At 67.7% G+C, this 15463-nt stretch carries 14 protein-coding genes; 13 read left to right on the top strand and 1 reads right to left on the bottom strand.

Going from position 1 to position 15463, the window contains the following annotated elements; translation table 11 throughout:
- Positions 1-64 precede the first annotated feature (64 nt).
- The 13 genes from ABZZ22_RS18215 to ABZZ22_RS18155 all read left to right on the top strand — a co-directional run bounded on the left by ABZZ22_RS18215 (position 65) and on the right by ABZZ22_RS18155 (position 14217).
- Positions 65-1876 carry a LamG-like jellyroll fold domain-containing protein gene (locus ABZZ22_RS18215; protein ID WP_354933860.1) on the top strand — a complete coding sequence of 604 codons (1812 nt, stop codon included), beginning with the start codon at positions 65-67 and terminating at the stop codon, positions 1874-1876.
- A gap of 43 nt (positions 1877-1919) precedes the next feature.
- On the top strand, positions 1920-3272 hold the full coding sequence (hemL, locus tag ABZZ22_RS18210; protein ID WP_354933858.1) for a glutamate-1-semialdehyde 2,1-aminomutase: 1353 nt from the start codon (positions 1920-1922) through the stop codon (positions 3270-3272).
- Between the two features lie 2 nt (positions 3273-3274).
- Entirely contained in the window at positions 3275-3940 is a 666-nt protein-coding gene (locus tag ABZZ22_RS18205; RefSeq protein WP_354933856.1) for a histidine phosphatase family protein, read from the top strand.
- 35 nt (positions 3941-3975) lie between these two features.
- The gene (locus tag ABZZ22_RS18200; RefSeq protein ID WP_354933854.1) at positions 3976-4542 is read left to right on the top strand and encodes a TlpA disulfide reductase family protein; all 567 of its coding nucleotides are present in this window, start codon (positions 3976-3978) and stop codon (positions 4540-4542) included.
- Entirely contained in the window at positions 4535-5293 is a 759-nt protein-coding gene (locus ABZZ22_RS18195) for a cytochrome c biogenesis protein CcdA (protein ID WP_354933852.1), read from the top strand. The genes ABZZ22_RS18200 and ABZZ22_RS18195 overlap by 8 nt, the downstream gene beginning before the upstream one ends.
- Entirely contained in the window at positions 5290-6867 is a 1578-nt protein-coding gene (locus ABZZ22_RS18190; protein ID WP_354933850.1) for a cytochrome c biogenesis protein ResB, read from the top strand. Before ABZZ22_RS18195 ends, ABZZ22_RS18190 begins: the two co-directional genes overlap by 4 nt.
- Entirely contained in the window at positions 6860-7864 is a 1005-nt protein-coding gene (gene ccsB / locus ABZZ22_RS18185) for a c-type cytochrome biogenesis protein CcsB (protein WP_354933848.1), read from the top strand. Before ABZZ22_RS18190 ends, ccsB begins: the two co-directional genes overlap by 8 nt.
- Complete coding sequence (locus ABZZ22_RS18180; protein WP_354933846.1) at positions 7861-8205, top strand: DUF4229 domain-containing protein; 345 nt, start codon at positions 7861-7863, stop codon at positions 8203-8205. The genes ccsB and ABZZ22_RS18180 overlap by 4 nt, the downstream gene beginning before the upstream one ends.
- A 17-nt stretch (positions 8206-8222) precedes the next feature.
- A complete protein-coding gene (locus ABZZ22_RS18175) occupies positions 8223-8843 on the top strand; it encodes a hypothetical protein (protein WP_354933844.1) in 621 nt (206 codons plus the stop codon).
- A gap of 291 nt (positions 8844-9134) precedes the next feature.
- On the top strand, positions 9135-10202 hold the full coding sequence (gene chvE, locus ABZZ22_RS18170; RefSeq protein ID WP_354933842.1) for a multiple monosaccharide ABC transporter substrate-binding protein: 1068 nt from the start codon (positions 9135-9137) through the stop codon (positions 10200-10202).
- 100 nt (positions 10203-10302) lie between these two features.
- Entirely contained in the window at positions 10303-11859 is a 1557-nt protein-coding gene (gene mmsA / locus ABZZ22_RS18165; RefSeq protein WP_354933840.1) for a multiple monosaccharide ABC transporter ATP-binding protein, read from the top strand.
- A 6-nt stretch (positions 11860-11865) separates the two neighbouring features.
- On the top strand, positions 11866-13152 hold the full coding sequence (gene mmsB / locus ABZZ22_RS18160; RefSeq protein ID WP_354933838.1) for a multiple monosaccharide ABC transporter permease: 1287 nt from the start codon (positions 11866-11868) through the stop codon (positions 13150-13152).
- A gap of 189 nt (positions 13153-13341) precedes the next feature.
- The gene (locus ABZZ22_RS18155) at positions 13342-14217 is read left to right on the top strand and encodes a 1,4-dihydroxy-2-naphthoate polyprenyltransferase (RefSeq protein WP_354933836.1); all 876 of its coding nucleotides are present in this window, start codon (positions 13342-13344) and stop codon (positions 14215-14217) included.
- Between the two features lie 19 nt (positions 14218-14236).
- Here ABZZ22_RS18155 and ABZZ22_RS18150 read toward each other — a convergent pair whose 3' ends face one another.
- Complete coding sequence (locus ABZZ22_RS18150) at positions 14237-15247, bottom strand: type IV toxin-antitoxin system AbiEi family antitoxin domain-containing protein (protein ID WP_354933834.1); 1011 nt, start codon at positions 15245-15247, stop codon at positions 14237-14239.
- Positions 15248-15463: the final 216 nt, after the last annotated feature.

Raw genomic sequence — 15463 nt, 5'->3', positions numbered from 1 at the left:
TCCGACTCGGGTCCCGGATCGTGCTTCCTCGGTCTTCTCGTGTCTGGAGTCTCGTATGGCTTATGTGTCGTCGCGCCTTGTCGCCGGTATGGGTGTGGCGCTGGCCGCAGCCTCGATCTCGTTCGTGCCGCAGTCTGCCGGGGCGGCCCCGCCGACTGTTGCTCCACCGATCAGCGCGAACGTTGACGCCGCGCCGCTCGCGCCGGTCGTATCGAGCACATCCTTCCCGGAGTGTTCGACCGTGTGCCCGCACAACGGGACGCGGGTCGGCGTCGATGGCACCTTCGAGGTGGAAGCGGCCAAGGGCGACACAGACGTCGAGGCGTACCGCTGGTCGATCCTCGGTCCCGAGGCGGGAGAGCCATCGGGAGTGAGCGAGCCGATCCTCACGAAGGCGGGGCGGGCGCGGACCTTCTCGTTCACGTCGCAGAAGACAGGCCTCCGCAAGCTGCAGGTGCAGGCACGCGACAAGGCGGGCGTGTGGGGCTCTACCGCGTCCTACAGCTTCTACGTCCCTGCGAACGAGGTGGTGACAGAGTGGTCGTTCACCGATCCTTCCAACCCGGGGGCGAATTCCGGAGCCGACCCGGCTGCGGGCACGCTCGACCTCGGTGGCGCGGTGACGACTTCGGTGGGTCGCAACGGCACGGGCCTCCAGTTCCGCGGAGGCGCACCGGCGACCGCCACGAACACCGGGGTCTCGACCGGTCAGGACTTCTCCGTCGCCCTGTGGGCGCACGTCGACGCAGCCGAATCTGCGACCCTGGTCTCGGTTCCGACAGCTGAGGGCAACGCGTTCGAGATCGGGTACGACGCGACCGACGGCACCTGGCTCGCCGGCCGACGATCCGCTACGAGTGCGGAGCTGGCCTCGGCACCGGGAATCCGCGGGGTCTGGGCACACCTGGCGGCGACGTACTCCTCCTCGGTCAACGAGCTCACCTTGTGGGTCAACGGCAAGGCCGAGGACACCATCGCCTACAGCGTCGAGGCTTCGGACGGAGCCACCTGGCAGCTCGGGTGCGGCAACCTGGCGTTGCCGGAGCCCGGCTGTGCCGATGTGACGGTCGACGAGGTCGGCCTCTGGAACAACCGCGCCACCGCTCCCGACATCGCCAAACGCGTGAGCCTGGCCGACGAGACCGGGTACGCGACCAGCATGGCTGCGGAGTGGAACCTCGGCGTCAGCACCGACACCGTCGAGTCCGGAGTGCTGACCGATCGCTCCTTCGGCGCCCCGCTGCAGGTCGCGGGCGCGGGCGACCAGTACCTTCCGGGCGGTTTCCTGGCGTTGCCGGGCACGGCCGGTCAGAGCATCACCCTGGACCATCCGGTGACGGATTCGGCCGCGTCGTTCTCGGTGGCTGCGTCGCTCCGTCTGACCGACCCGACGCAGGGAGGGGCGATCGCTCAGCAGGCCGGTGAGAACGCGGCGGCCTGGACGCTCGGCTACCGCGTCAAGAGCGATGGTTCCGGCGGGCAGGTGTACTTCCAGATGGCCGGCGGCGACAGCGTCGATGCCACGATCGCGGAGGTGCGCGCGGACGTCTGGACGCCCGAGGACGTCAACGTCGTGGTCGGCGTCTACGACGCTGAGCTCCGCCGGATCGAGATCTATCTCAACGGCTTCTCTCCCGAGTTCGGAGACGGCAGCCCCGAAGGCCAGATGCCGGAGGCATCGTTCGCCACGCCGTGGACGGCTAAGGGCGGGTTCGAGGTCGGGAACGGGACGACGACGCTCGATCTCGCGGGCCCTGAGGCGCCGCTTGCCGCTGACGTGAAGGGCGTGTGGCAGTACGCCGGTGCGCTCACTGCCAACGACATCTACAACGCCGACGCCGGGCTGCCACCTGGGGCTGCGACTCCCGCCGGCTGAGGCCGAAATGGGGTTTCGGGGCGACCTCAGAGAGAATGCGTGGGTGCCTCACGACATCTCACCTCTGTCCGCAGCGGCATCCGAAGCGCTCTTCGCCCGCGCGAAGGCGGTGACGCCGGGCGGTGTGAACTCGCCCGTGCGCGCCTTCAACGCGGTGGGCGGGACGCCGCGGTTCATCCGGGAGGCGAAGGGAGCGTGGCTGACCGACGTCGACGGGAACGAGTACGTCGACCTGATCTGCTCCTGGGGCCCGATGCTGCTGGGCCACGCCCATCCGGAGGTCCAGGCGGCGGTCCTGGAGGCGGTCATGCGCGGCACGTCCTACGGGACGCCGACGACCCCTGAGGTCGAGCTCGCGGAGGAGATCGTGCGCAGGGCGCCGGTCGAGAAGGTGCGGTTCGTCAGCAGCGGCACCGAGGCGACGATGTCGGCCATTCGCCTGGCGCGCGGGTTCACCGGGCGCGACGTGATCCTGAAGTTCGCCGGCAACTACCACGGCCACGTGGACTCGCTGCTGGCCAGCGCCGGCTCCGGGCTGGTCACCCACGCGATCCCCGGCACCCCCGGCGTACCCGAGAGCAGCACCGAGCTCACCGTCGTGCTGCCCTACAACGACCGTGCCGCGGTCGCGGCGGCCTTCGAGGAATACGCCGGCCGGGTGGCCTGCCTGATCACCGAGGCCTCACCCGGCAACATGGGCGTCGTGCCGCCGGAGCCCGGCTTCAACCAGTTCCTCAGCGAGACCTGCACACGCAACGGCGCCCTGTTCATCTCCGACGAGGTGATGACCGGGTTCCGGGCTAGCAACCAGGGCCAGTGGGGCCTGGACGGCAAGCACGAGGGCTGGACGCCCGATCTGGTCACCTTCGGCAAGGTGATGGGCGGTGGCTTCCCGGCAGCGGCCTTCGGCGGCCGCGCCGACGTGATGGCCTCGCTCAGCCCAGACGGACCGGTCTACCAGGCCGGGACCCTCTCGGGGAACCCGGTCGCGACCACCGCCGGCCTCACGACCCTCAGGCTGGCCACCGACGAGGTCTACGACCACATCACCCGCGCCGCGGAGACAGTGAAGGCCGCGATCGAGGAGAGCTTCACGAAGGCCGGACTCCCGCACGTCATCCAGTCCACCGGCACGATGTTCTCGGTCTTCTTCACCGACAAGCCGGTGCGCAACTTCGACGAGGCCAAGACCACCGACGAGGCGGCGTACAAGGCCTTCTTCCACGCGATGCTCGACCAGGGCGTCTACCTGCCGCCGAGCGCGTACGAGGCCTGGTTCCTCTCATCTGCGCACGACGAGCGAGCCGTCTCCCAGATCGTCGAGGCGCTTCCGTACGCTGCTGATGCCGCTGCAAAGGCGGTCATCTCGACAGGCACGACCATCGGAGGGGAATGAGTATGGAGACCACGGTCCACCTGTTGCGCCACGGTGAGGTGCACAACCCGGAGGGCATCCTCTACGGGCGTCGACCCGGCTACAACCTCTCCGAGCTCGGCCTGCAGATGGCCGAGCGTGTCGCCGACCGGATCGCCGGGCAGGACATCACCCACGTCATCTCCAGCCCCCTCGAGCGGGCGCAGCAGACCGCCGGCCCGCTGGCGAAGGCGCTCGGCGTCGACATCTCGCTCGACGAGCGGGTGCTCGAGTCGGAGAACCTCTTCGTCGGCAAGAGCTTCAAGGACGGTCTGGGACCGCTGAAGGACCCCAAGGTCTGGCCGAAGCTGATCAACCCGTTCAAACCGTCGTGGGGAGAGCCCTACCTGGAGATCGTGGTCAGGATGATGGCCGCGATCCACGACGCGCGGGACCTGGCCCGGGGCCACGAGGTGGTCATCGTTTCCCACCAGCTGCCGATCTGGACCACCCGGCTGCACGTCGAGGGCCGCAGCTTCCTGCACGACCCGCGCCGCCGTCAGTGCGCGCTGTGCTCGCTGACCTCGCTCCACTTCGTCGACGACGAGTTCGTCGCGCTCTCCTACAGCGAGCCGGCCGGCGACATGCTGCCCGCCAAGGACAAGTACGCGCCGTTCTCGGCCGGCGACGCGGAAGACGCGGAAGATTAACGAGGCTCTCAGGTTTGTCAGGAACGATCCTGCGTGTGCGTAAGAAGTTGGGTGGCCTCCTCCTCACGGTGGTGATGGTGGGGCTGCTGGCCGCGTGCGGGCAGACGGGCACCAACGAGGCCGGTTACATCTCCGGTGACGGCCGCACCCAGGAGATCCCGGTCGCCGATCGAGGCGAGCCGATCGAGCTGGCCGGCGAGACCCTCGACGGCAAGCCCTTCGACCTCGCCGACACGCGTGGCAAGGTCACCGTGCTCAACGTCTGGTGGACCGGCTGCGCGCCGTGCCGCAAGGAGATGCCGATGCTCCAAGCCGCCTATGAGGAGCTGGGTGACGAGGTCGCCTTCGTCGGGATCAACACCCGCGACGCCTCTGCGGCCCAGGGGCTGGCGTTCGAGCGGCACTACGGCGTCGAGTACCCGTCGGTCTACTCGCCCGACGGCGCCGCCGTCCTCGCGCTGAAGGGGTCCCTGGCGCCCCGCGCCATCCCGGCGACCGCGATCCTCGACCCCGAGGGGCGCGTGGCCGCGCTCATCCGCGGCGAGATCCCCTCCGCACGTACGCTCGACGAGCTGATCTCTTCGGCGGCAAAGAATGGCTGACTGGTTCGGGAGCACTGCGGGGAGCGGGTCGCTGATGCTTGCCATCCCGGTCGCGCTGCTGGCCGGGTTCCTCTCGTTCGTGTCACCGTGCACCTTGCCGATGCTGCCTGGCTACCTCTCCTACGCCACCGGCCTGTCGGGCGCCGACCTCGCTTCCGGTGACGTACGCCGCGGCCGCATGCTTGCGGGAGCGCTGCTGTTCGTCGCCGGGTTCTCGGTGGTCTTCGTGCTGCTCGGGCTGGGGATCGGCGGGATCTCGCAGTGGCTGCAGGCCTACGAGGACATCGGCCAGCGCATCCTCGGCGTCGTCTGCATCGTCATGGGCATCGCGTTCCTGGGCTTCATCCCGATGCTCCAGCGTGAGGTGAAGGTGCACAAGGTGCCTGGGGTCGGGCTTGCCTTCGCGCCCGTGCTCGGCTTCCTCTTCGGTCTGGCGTGGACGCCGTGCACCGGTCCGACGCTCTCGGTCATCGCCACGCTGGCCTACACCGAAGGCACCCCCGGACGGGGTGCGCTGCTGCTGGGTGTCTACGCGCTCGGTCTCGGAATACCGTTCGTGCTGGTGGCGGTGATGTGGCGCCAGGCGATGGTCGCGCTGACCTGGCTGCGGAAGCACTCACGCGCGATCACGATCGTCGGTGGCGTACTCATGATCCTGGTGGGCATCACCCTCCTGGTCGGCTGGTGGGACTACGGGATCCAGTGGCTTCAGGTCCAGCTCGTCCAACGCTGGGAGGGCATCGCGCTATGAGCGACGACGTACGCCGCCCGGGCGAGCTCAACGCCCGCGAGCTGGCACGCTGGGGCTGGCGCCAGCTGACCTCGATGCGTACGGCGCTGATCCTGCTCCTGCTGCTCGCGCTTGCCGCCGTCCCGGGCTCGCTGATCCCGCAGGACGGGGTCGACTCGCTCAAGGCCGACCAGTGGCGCGCGGCGCACACGACGCTCACCCCGATCTACGAGAGGCTCGGCCTCTTCAACGTCTACTCCGCGCCGTGGTTCGCGGCCATCTACCTGCTGCTGATGGTCTCGCTGGTGGGCTGCATCATCCCGCGGTGCCTGGTCTACGCGCGCGCCATGCGGGCTCAGCCACCGGCGACGCCGGCCAAGCTGACGAGGCTGCCCGACTCCGCAACGTACGTCACCGACGAGGAGCCCGAGGAGGTGCTCGCCGCGGCGCGGAAGGAGCTGCGCGGCTACCGGATCCGGACGGAGGTCTCGACAGGCTCGACCACCGAGGCGGACTCCGTCTCGGCGGAGAAGGGCTACCTGCGCGAGGCCGGAAACCTGGTCTTCCACATGTCGCTGATCATCGTCCTGGTCGCGTTCGCGATCGGGAGCCTCTTCGGCTACAAGGGCGGCGTGATCGTGCTGGTGGGGGAGGAGTACGGCTTCGCCAACGAGCTGTCGCAGTACGACGACTTCAAGCCCGGCTCGCTCTTCACCCCCGAGGACCTCGACGACTTCTCCTTCAAGATCGACGACTTCAAGGCCGAGTGGCTGACCACGGGACCCGGCGCTGGGACGGCGCGCGGGTTCGAGTCGAACCTCCGCTACACCGCGGGTGCGAGCGACGAGAAGAAGTACGACCTCAAGGTCAACCACCCGCTGACCGTCGGCGGCACCGACATCTTCCTGCTCGCCCACGGCTACGCGCCGGTGATCACGGTGCGCGACGGCGAGGGAAACGTGGCCTACTCCGGTCCGACAGTCTTCCTTCCGCAGAGCCAGAACCTGCTCTCCTTCGGCGTCGTGAAGGCGCCGTACGCCTCGCCCGAGCAGATCGGCTTCCAGGGGCTCTTCTACCCGTTCCAGGGCACCGTCGACGGCGAGCCGGTCAACCTGATGGGCGACATCGGCGACGGCTCGAACGCGATGCTCTCGCTGCAGGGCTTCCGCGGCGACCTCAACCTCGACGCCGGGCCACAGTCGGTCTACGCGCTCGACACCTCCAAGGCCCACATGATGTCGCCCGACGAGACCGGCAAGGCGTTCAACCTGCGCCTCGGTGAGACGGCCGAGCTGCCCGACGGGCTGGGTTCGGTCTCCTTCGACGACGTCCAGCAGTGGAACCGGGTGCAGATCTCGAAGTCGCCCGGCAAGGAGTGGGCGCTCCTCGGCGTCTCCCTCGCTCTGGTGGGGCTGCTCGGGTCGCTCTTCATCCGTCCGCGACGGGTGTGGGTTCGCGCCCGCCGAGTCGATGGGCGCACACTGGTCGAGGTCGCCGCCCTCGACCGCTCCGGCGGTGGAGACACCGCATCCGTTGTCACCGGCCTGGTCGAGAACCTAAGAGGCGCGCGAACACAGGAGGATAAAGATGTCTGACCACACCTGGGGTGTTCTCAGCAACCAGGCCATCACGGCTGCTGGGGTCGTCTACTTCCTGGCGCTGCTCTGCGCGCTGGTCGAATGGTCGGCCTGGCTCTCGCGGGCCAAGGCCGCGGCCGGGGCGAAGGAGCTCGTCGGTGCGGGTGCCCCGGCAGACGAGGGCGTCCAGGCGGACCCCGCGGCTGACGTGCGCGAGTATCGGGCCGCCCTCTTCGGCCGCCTCAGCCTGATGCTGACCGCGATCGCGGTGGTCTGCCACCTCGCTGCCCTGATCGCCCGCGGGATGGCCGCAGATCCCAACCGGGTGCCGTGGGGCAACATGTACGAGTTCACGATCTCGGGCTCGTTCGTGGTGGCCGCTGCGTACGTCGTCCTCTACCGTCGCCTGAAGCTGGCCTGGATGGCGCCGTGGGTGCTCGGGTTCACCGTCGTGGTGCTGATGCTGGGCGTCGTCGCGCTCTACGAGCCGGTCGCGCCGCTGACCGAGGCGCTCAACTCCTACTGGCTCGTCATCCACGTCATCGCCGCGATCATCGCCACCGGCGGGTTCACGCTCGGCGGCATCGCCTCGTTGGCGTACCTTCTCAAGAACCGCTTCCCCGACGCCGCTCTGCTGGCGCGGGTGCCCGGGCTGGCGGCGCTCGACCGGGTCTCCTACCGGATCCACGCGTTCGCGTTCCCGGTATGGACCTTCGGGGTGCTGATCTCCGGTCCGATCTGGGCGCACGAGGCCTGGGGCTCCTACTGGAACTGGGACCCCAAGGAGGTCTGGGCGTTCATCACCTGGGTCGTCTACGCCGGCTACCTGCACGCCCGCGCGACCGCCGGGTGGAAGGGCAAGAAGGCCGCGATCGTGGCGCTGATCGGGCTGGCCACGCTGTGGTTCAACTTCATCGGCATCAACTACTTCTCCTCGACCTCGCAGCATTCGTACGCTGCCCCCGCTGCTCCGGCGGTCGTCGAGCTCACCATCTCCGAGGGAGCCTCACGATGAAAGAGTTCTTGATCTACACCGGTCTGCGCCTGCTGTCGCTGATCGCGACCTTCGGCATCGTGGCGGGCATCTGGTCGCTGGTCGCGGGCGAGGTCAACATCTTCTTCGCGGTGATCGTGGCGTTCGTGATCAGCGGTGTGCTCTCCTTCTTCGTGCTCGACCCGCAGCGTCGGGCCTTCGCCGAGAAGGTCGAGGCCCGGGCGGCGAGGGCGGTCGAGGCTGCCCGTGCCAAGGAGGACGCGGACATCGACACCGAGACCGACGCCGAGGTTGACGCCGAGGCCGGCACTGGGACCGGCAAGGCGTCCGACGGAGAAGGCGATAGCCACAAGGTGTCCTGACCTGTTAGACAACGGTCATGTCGATCGTTCACAAGGCCACTCTCACCCCGACCAAGCAGGAGATCTTCGGCGCCTGGCTCGCCGCTCAGCCGTGGTGCGAGGGTGACCTGAACCACACGATCGGCTCCTACCGGTTCGACGACCCGGCCGGACGCGTCGGGATCGAGTGCGTGCTCCTCGAGGTCGGCGAGTCCGTCGTCCATCTTCCGGTCTCCTACCGCGAGGCTCCCCTCGACGGCGCCGCCGACTTCCTGATGGCGACCACCGACCACTCCGCGCTGGGGAAGCGCTACGTCTACGACGCCTGCGCCGACCCGGTGGCCGTCCGGGCGCTGCTGGCGGCCGCGCTCACTGGAGCGACCCAGGAGCCGATGGACATCTACGATCAGGGCCGCTTGGTGGAGCGCCGCGACACCGTGGTCACCGCCGCCGGCACCGGCTCCTGGGAGCCCGACGCGGTGCCGCACCTCGACGGTGTCACCATCCGGTCCCACGGCGCCGATCCCCAACTCGAGGCAGGCGGTTTCGCGGTCGTGGTGAAGCGCGTCGTCGACGGCACCCAGGCCGACGGTGCCGAGTCGATCGAGGTCGCCTGGCCGGGCGGCGCTGGATCGTTGGTCGGCGTACGTCACCTGTGAACCGGAGATCGCGCTCACGTGGCGCGATCTCCACAGCTGCTGGTTGGGCTTGTCTGTGAGCCCCCTGTGCGAGTGCTGATGATCAACGGGGTCTCCCGTAAGTCACGAGTCGGAAACATCCTCGTCCTGCACTTGACGCATTCGGACATGAGGAGGCAACCTGTCCCGATGTGAGCGTTCACATCTGTGATGTGGCCCACCTGGAACCCGGCCCCTGCGCCGGTCTCCGGCACCCCCCGACAGCGGCGCGTGGATCTACCGACGTGGCCGTAGATGAAATGGAGCAGGTAAGTGCGCAAGGTACTCACCACGATCACCGCGGCGGCGCTTGCGCTCGGCCTGGCGGCATGCGGCGGCGACGGCGGCGGCGAGGGCGGCGACAAGGGCACTGTCGGTGTGGCCATGCCGACCAAGTCCTCCGAGCGCTGGATCGCCGACGGCAACAACATCAAGAAGCAGCTCGAGGCCGAGGGTTACAAGGTCGACCTGCAGTACGCCGAGGACGACATCCCGACCCAGGTCTCGCAGGTCGAGAACATGGTCACCAAGGGCGTCGACGTCCTGGTGGTCGCCGCCATCAACGGCACCGCCCTCGGCGAGGTCCTCGAGACCGCTGAGTCGCAGGACATCCCGATCATCAGCTACGACCGCCTCATCCGCGACACCGAGGCCGTCGACTACTACTCGACCTTCGACAACTTCCAGGTCGGTGTGCAGCAGGCGACCTCGCTCGTCGACGGCCTGAAGGTCAAGGGTGAGGGCCCCTACAACGTCGAGGTCTTCGGTGGTTCGCCCGACGACAACAACGCCACCTTCTTCTGGGAGGGCGCCATGTCGGTGCTCGAGCCGCTGATCAAGTCCGGCGAGATCGTCATCCCCTCCGGCCAGACCGACTTCAAGCAGGCCGCGATCCTGCGTTGGGACCCCGCCACGGCGCAGAAGCGCATGGAGGACATCCTCACCAAGACGTACGCCTCCAAGAAGGTCCAGGGCGTGCTCTCGCCCTACGACGGCCTCTCGCTCGGCATCATCGCCGCCCTCAAGGGCAACGGCTACACCACCGCCGATCTGCCGGTCGTGACCGGTCAGGACGCCGAGGTGCAGTCGGTGAAGTCGATCAACGCCGGTGAGCAGTACTCCACGATCTTCAAGGACACCCGCGAGCTCGCCGAGGTGACCGTCGACATGATCGTCGCCGTCGGCGCGGGCGAGGAGCCCGAGGTCAACGACACCGAGACCTACGACAACGGCAAGAAGGTCGTTCCGTCCTATCTCCTCGAGCCGGTCGTGGTCACCAAGGACGACGTCACCAAGGTGCTCGTCGACTCCGACTACTACACCGCCGACGAGATCAAGTAGCGCCCGCACGACCGGGCCCGGCGTACGACGTCGGGCCCGGTCTGCTGGCCCTCCCGCGAGCGCGCCGGTCAGCCTCGCGGGCCGAAAAGTCAGGAACGACATGACCCTTCGACAGGCTCAGGGCATCGCCTCACCGATCCTGGAGATGCGCGGCATCACCAAGGAGTTCCCGGGCGTCAAGGCGCTCGCCGACGTCAACCTCGTCGTCAACCGCGGTGACATCCACGCGATCTGCGGTGAGAACGGCGCCGGCAAGAGCACCTTGATGAAGGTGCTCAGCGGGGTCTACCCCCACGGCACCTACAGCGGCGACATCGTCTTTGAAGGTGAGACCGCGAAGTTCGGCAACATCCGGCAGAGCGAAGCCGCCGGCATCGTGATCATCCACCAGGAGCTCGCCCTCATCCCCGAGCTCTCGATCGCTGAGAACATCTTCCTCGGCAACGAGACCGCCAAGCGCGGCATCATCGACTGGGGGCGCGCCAACCGCGAGGCGATCGACCTGCTCGCGCGGGTCGGCCTGCGGGAGAACCCGCTGACGCCGGTGAAGAACCTCGGCATCGGCAAGCAGCAGCTGGTCGAGATCGCCAAGGCGCTCTCGAAGGAGGTCAAGCTGCTCATCCTCGACGAGCCGACCGCCGCGCTGAACGACGACGACTCCCAGCATCTCCTCGAGCTCCTGGAGGGGCTGAAGGAGAAGGGGATCACCTCGATCATGATCAGCCACAAGCTGAACGAGATCGAGCAGATCGCCGACGAGATCACGATCATCCGCGACGGCCAGAGCATCGAGACCCTGTCCGTCGCCAACGGTGGCGTGGACGAGGACAGGATCATCCGTGGCATGGTCGGCCGCGAGCTCGAGAACCGCTTCCCCGACCGCACCCCCTCCATCGGGGAGGTCCTCTTCGAGGTCCGCGACTGGACCGTCATGCATCCGCAGGACAGCCACCGTGAGGTCATCCGCCAGGCCAACCTGTCCGTGCGAGCCGGCGAGATCGTCGGCATCGCCGGGATGATGGGCGCGGGGCGTACGGAGCTGGCTCGGTCGATCTTCGGGCGCTCCTACGGTTCGCGGACCTCGGGCGCGATGGTGCTCGACGGCGAGGAGCTGCACCTCAACACAGTCCCCCAGGCGATCGATGCCGGCATCGCGTACGTCAGTGAGGACCGCAAGGGCCTCGGGCTCAACCTCATCGACGACATCAAGACCTCGGTCACCGCGGCCGCGCTGAAGAAGCTCCGCTCCGGGCTCGTCGTCGACGAGCACAAGGAGGTCGTGGTCGCCGAGGGTTACCGCAAGAACCTCAACATCAAGGCGCCTTCGATCACCGCCGGCGTCGGCAAGCTCTCCGGCGGCAACCAGCAGAAGGTGGTGCTGTCCAAGTGGATGTACACCGACCCGAAGCTGCTGATCCTCGACGAGCCGACCCGAGGCATCGACGTCGGCGCCAAGTACGAGATCTACGGGATCATCCAGGAGCTCGCCAGCAGCGGTCGCGGCGTACTGGTGATCTCCTCCGAGCTGCCTGAGCTGCTCGGTCTGTGTGATCGCATCTACACGCTCGCCGAGGGCGTGATCACCCATGAGTTCGACCGCTCAGAGGCCACCCAGGAGTCCCTGATGCGCTATATGACCGCGGACGCGAGGAAGTAGCACCCGATGAATGCCCTGCTCAACACGCTGCGCGGGAACGTCCGCCAGTACGGGATGATCATCGCTCTGGCGGCGATCGTCATCCTCTTCCAGATCACCACCGACGGCGTGCTGCTCAAGCCGCTCAACGTGTCGAACCTTGTCGTCCAGAACGCCCAGATCCTGATCCTGGCCATCGGCATGGTGATCGTGATCGTGGCGCGCCACATCGACCTCTCGGTCGGCTCCGTGGCCGCCTTCGTCGGCGCCGCCTCGGCGATCATGATGACTCAGTACGACTTCCCGTGGTGGCTGGCCGTCTTCCTCGGCCTGCTGATCGGTGCCGCCATCGGCGCCTGGCACGGGTTCTGGGTCGCGTACGTCGGGATCCCGGCGTTCATCGTCACGCTGGCCTCGATGCTGCTCTTCCGCGGTCTGACCCTGGTCGTGCTCAAGGGCGCGACCGTCGGTGGTCTGCCCGAGGAGTTCAAGGCGATCGGCAACGGCTTCCTGCCCGAGATCGGGCCGGACACCGGGTTCCACAACCTGACGCTTCTCATCGCGGTTGCCGCAGTCGGGGTGCTGATCTTCCTCGAGGTCCGTCGTCGCAACGCCCAGACTGCCTACAACTTCGAGGTCCTGTCCTTCCCGCTCTTCGTGGTGAAGCTGGCGCTGCTGTCGATCGTGATCATGTACTTCGCCTACCTGCTCGCCGATGCGCGCGGACTGCCGATCGTCGGCCTGATCCTGGCGGGGCTGATCATGATCTACACGTTCATCATGAACAAGACCGTCTTCGGTCGGCACGTCTACGCGATCGGCGGCAACGTCGACGCGGCCACGATGTCCGGCGTCAACACCAAGCGTGTCGACTTCCTGGTCATGACGAACATGGGTCTGCTCGCCGGTCTGGCCGGTCTGGTCACGACTGCCCGTCTGACCGCCGCGAACCCCAAGGCCGGCGTCAACTTCGAGCTCGACGCGATCGCTGCCGCCTTCATCGGTGGCGCGGCTGTCACCGGTGGTGTCGGCACCGTCATCGGCGCGATCATCGGTGGTCTCGTCATGGGTATCCTCAACAACGGCATGTCGCTGCTCGGTGTCTCCATCGACTGGCAGCAGACAATCAAGGGCCTGGTGCTGCTGCTCGCCGTCGCGTTCGACGTGTGGAACAAGCGGCGTACGGCCGGGTCCGGTGGTGCTGGTGCCGAGGCGGCCGAGCCCAGCGCTCCGCCGCCGGACAAGCTGGCTGAGGAGATCGAGGCCATGGAGGCGGAGCTGAGCGTCGACTCCGACGATCCGCCGAAGACCTGATCCATCCCTTACCCCCACCCCGCGACCCCTGCTTCCTGGCAGGGGTCGCTGGGTTCTCGGGGCGGGCGTGGGCTCGTGTAACACGCTGTTCGTAGGTCTATCCGGTCGTTATAACGGGCGAGTAGTCCTACGAACGACGTGTTACATCCCCGCGAGACCCGCGACGAGCGGCCGGTGTTGAATAGCGGGGTGGCAACTTCTGCTCAGTGGCTCCAGGGAGCCCGTCCTCGCACACTCCCCGCGGCGCTCGCGCCGGTCATCGCCGGGACAGGGGTGGCTGCGTACGCCGGTGGGTTGGTCTGGTGGAAGGCGCTGCTCGCCCTCGTCGTCGCCCTCGCGCTGCAGGTCGCGGTCAACTACGCCAACGACTACTCCGACGGGATCCGCGGCACCGACGACGAGCGCGTGGGTCCGCTCCGGCTGACCGGCTCCGGTCTCGCGACTCCGTCATCGGTCAAGCGTGCGGCGTTCATCGCCTTCGGGATCGCCGCGGTCGCGGGGCTCGTGCTCGCGGTGACCTCCGCGTGGTGGCTGGTCGTGGTCGGCCTGGTCTGCATGGTCGCGGCCTGGTACTACACCGGCGGCTCGCACCCCTACGGCTACGCCGGCCTCGGCGAGGTCATGGTCTTCGTCTTCTTCGGTCTCGTCGCCGTGATCGGCACCACCTTCGTGCAGACGCAGACCTGGGAGTGGGGCGCACTGTGGGCCGGCGTCGGGATCGGCGCCATCACCTCCGCGCTCCTCGTCGCCAACAACCTCCGTGACATCCCCGGTGACACCGAGTCCGGGAAGATCACCCTCGCCGTCCGTCTCGGTGACGCGCGCACCCGCTGGCTCTACGTCGCTCTCGTGGCCGTCGCCGCCGTCTCCGTCGTGCTCGTGGCTCTGACGACGTCCTGGTGGGCGCTGCTCGGTCTCGGGTTCATCGTCGTCGCCGCTCAGGGGGTGCGCACCGTGCTCGACCGTGCCAACCTCGGGCCGCGGCTGATCCCCGTCCTCCAGCAGACGGGACTGGCCACCTTGGTGTGGGGGCTGCTCGTGGGCGTACCTCTGCTGTTCGTCTGAGGTCGGCCGGTGCACGGCATCAAGCCGCCTGCGAGCGTCGGACGCGGAACCGTTCGAGATCTGAGATGTCGGTGCCGAAGGCGCGGCACGTCGTCCGGTACTCGCGGCCCAGGCGATCCTTGAGGTAGCCGCGGTTCCGGCCGAACAGATCCGTCCACTCCACCCGTGACATGCCGAGATGGAAACCGTGCGCCCAGTCCTGCCGCGTCTTCTCCTCGGCGAGGATGTCGTCGACCGAGCGGAGCGCGAGACCGCCGTCGGCGGCTGGCACGTACTTGCCGCGGCCGTCGAACTCGAAGACGTGTCGGCCCACTCTGAGGTCGAACCGAGCGGTGCGTACACCGTCTGTGATCTCGAACTGGGTCTCGATGCCTGCCAGCCCCATCTCTTCGAGTACGTCGCGGGTGAGGGACTCGCCGACCGACTCGGCTCCCGCGTCGGAGAGGTCGATGGCCGCCTGCGCCTGTCGACGGTTCGGCCAGTGCTGCATGTGGTCGAGGACCTCGTGGAGCTCGCTGACCGAGACTCCCATCCGTCGAGCGGAGTCCATCGCGACCACGCCGTAGGGGCGGCCGTGCTCGCGGGCGATGTCGACCGCCGTGCGGGCGGGTCCGAGGACCTCGAACCCGTTCGCCTCCGTCAGCTGGCTATCGAGGTAGGGCGCCAGGTGATGCTTCACGCCCCATTTGTTGTGGGCGCCGACGACGGGATGGCGAGTGACGTGAGTCTGAGGCTTCCGTGGCAGGAGGATGCCCATGTCGAGCTCGAGCGCAGCGGTGTCGTGACTTCGCACGAACGGGACGGTGATCGCGGCGCACGCGGCCCGGTCACGAAGCCGCTGTCTGTCGGTGGGCAGCGTGATGCTCTCGACATACGCACGTTCGGCATACACGCCGCGGCGTATGACCCGCCATGTCCCACTCCTGAGATAGCGGTAGATGGTGTCGGCGTCGAGGCCGCAGAGAATCGCCTGTCGGCGGGTGATGAGGCCGTGGTTCGACGCCATGGTCGCCTGAATGCGTGGGTTCATGGGGCCAGCCTGCGAGAGCCCACCGACATCGCGTCGAGGTGTGATGCTGCCTTGTGGATAACCGCGGCCCGGATGAGCACTGTGGATGGCAATTGGCCCGTGGTGGCTGGGATCTGCGCGGCTCGCGGGGGTGTAACACGTCGTTCGTAGGTCTATCCGGTCGTTATAACGGGCGAGTAGTCCTACGAACGACGCCCCGGTGCCGGGGCTCTCCAG

Origin of the sequence: Nocardioides sp. NPDC006273 (genome assembly GCF_040613495.1) — a bacterium.
GTDB lineage: Bacteria > Actinomycetota > Actinomycetes > Propionibacteriales > Nocardioidaceae > Nocardioides.
The sequence above is the reverse complement of the archived record's forward strand: the minus strand, read 5'-3'. Positions and strand labels throughout refer to the sequence as shown.